Raw genomic sequence first — 1,623 nt, forward strand, 5'->3', positions numbered from 1 at the left:
GTCTTTTGTTAACAGCACCAGATTGTCCAAATGCCATAGACATGTTCGAACGTGTCTCTGCTAAAACCTTTTTTTTAGCACCGGGCAATTACGGGTTGAATAGAAGATTCTTTTGTCAAGAAAAATATTCTGAGAGAAAAGGCAGCCTGCACGGGAGCAGCATTTTTAAAACAATCGGGAGCCTTTACGGGCTGCTGCCTGGCGGGTACATTGAAAAGGCCGCTTCCCGGGCCGGGAGCGGCCGGATTAAAGCCGGTTGTTTTAGCTTTAATAAAACTGCAGCGGGTTTATGGCCGGGTGGACATACCATCCGCCCCAGCTGGAGCCGATGCTGCGGCGGATTTCAAAGTGCAGGTGGGGCCCGGTAGAGTGTCCGGTTGAGCCCAGGCGGGCGATGGTCTGCCCGCGGGACACCCTCTGGCCGGCGGAAACCAGGTTAACATTGTTATGCAGGTAGAGGGTGTAGTAGCCGCCGTGGTTAATTACAATGTAGTTCCCCTGGCTGCTGCCCCATCCCGATAGAACCACGACCCCGCTTTCTGCAGCGAGGATCGATGTGTTAAGCGGTGCGGCGATATCTATGCCCCTGTGCCCGGCATGAAAATACTGGGATATCCGTCCGCCGCCGGCAACAGGCCAGGCAAATCTCTTCAGGGTGCCCCGCTCCACCACCCTGGCTTCAGGTTCAGTGATAACCCGATTGGAAAGAGCTTCTCTGGATTTCTCCATTCCATTTTCACAAGTAACCAGGTAGGTTACTTCTTTTAAGCCGCTTTTCCCTGGCGATACAACCCTGCTTTCACCGACATACATTTTGTCGGTGTAGGCGTATTTGGTAGTATATGGTATCTCTTCTTTCAGGGTGATCTTTTCAACGTGTCTCACGTGCACTGCTGGCACTGCCGGTTCGGCCTCTTCATCCGGTTCAATTCTGCCCAGGCGCGATGCAATCATCTGGCGTGAGGCGTCAAGCAGCTCCTGATCATACTCCTGCCGCGTCAGCAGGGCGACTATCTCGCCGGGTTCATAAACCTGTTCGGGAGGGACCACGCATTTTTCGCCGGATATCTCTTCGAGCAACTCCACATCCAGCACTTCAACCTGCTTATCCTTGCCGACAAAGGCAAAACATACCTCCTCGACCACCCGGCCCACTTCCTCCATCGTGGATACCGGCGCTACCGGGACACCGTCAACGGTAACCAGTACTGCAGCGGTGAGGAAGCTCAGCCGCTGCATCAGGGCATCCCTGGCCGCCTGGAAATCTTCCGCCTCGTCCGGGCGGTATTCCCGGGTCAGGGTAATCTCCTGCCTTGGAAAAAGATCCATCCGGTAGAGGGAGCTGCATTTATCAGTTAATTCAACGAGAAACTGCTCCACCTCTTCGGGATCCCGCACCAGTCCAATTTCGACCCCGTCCATCTGGACCGCGTAAAGGTGACAGTAGAGGTAATAGTGGTAGTGCAGCAGGCCTGTCAGGGCCAGGCATGAGAGGATCAGGTAAATCGACCAGTGGAGGGTTTTCCCCTTTAACCGGCGCAGCAGTTTTATCATTCTACTGTGACGATAAGCGAGCTTCAGGCGGGAGATCAAAGGCGTTTTTTTGTTCTGAGTTAAAATCGG

Annotated in this window: 1 protein-coding gene; it reads right to left on the reverse strand. The window is 53.9% G+C overall.

Going from position 1 to position 1,623, the window contains the following annotated elements; translation table 11 throughout:
- Positions 1-267: 267 nt before the first annotated feature.
- Positions 268-1,623: peptidoglycan DD-metalloendopeptidase family protein (locus tag ACE4YL_RS12765; protein ID WP_461369684.1), on the reverse strand; the 1,356-nt coding region annotated here is incomplete at its 5' end.

It is taken from the genome of Candidatus Darwinibacter acetoxidans, assembly GCF_041936445.1.
Lineage (GTDB): Bacteria > Bacillota > Limnochordia > Darwinibacteriales > Darwinibacteriaceae > DTU010.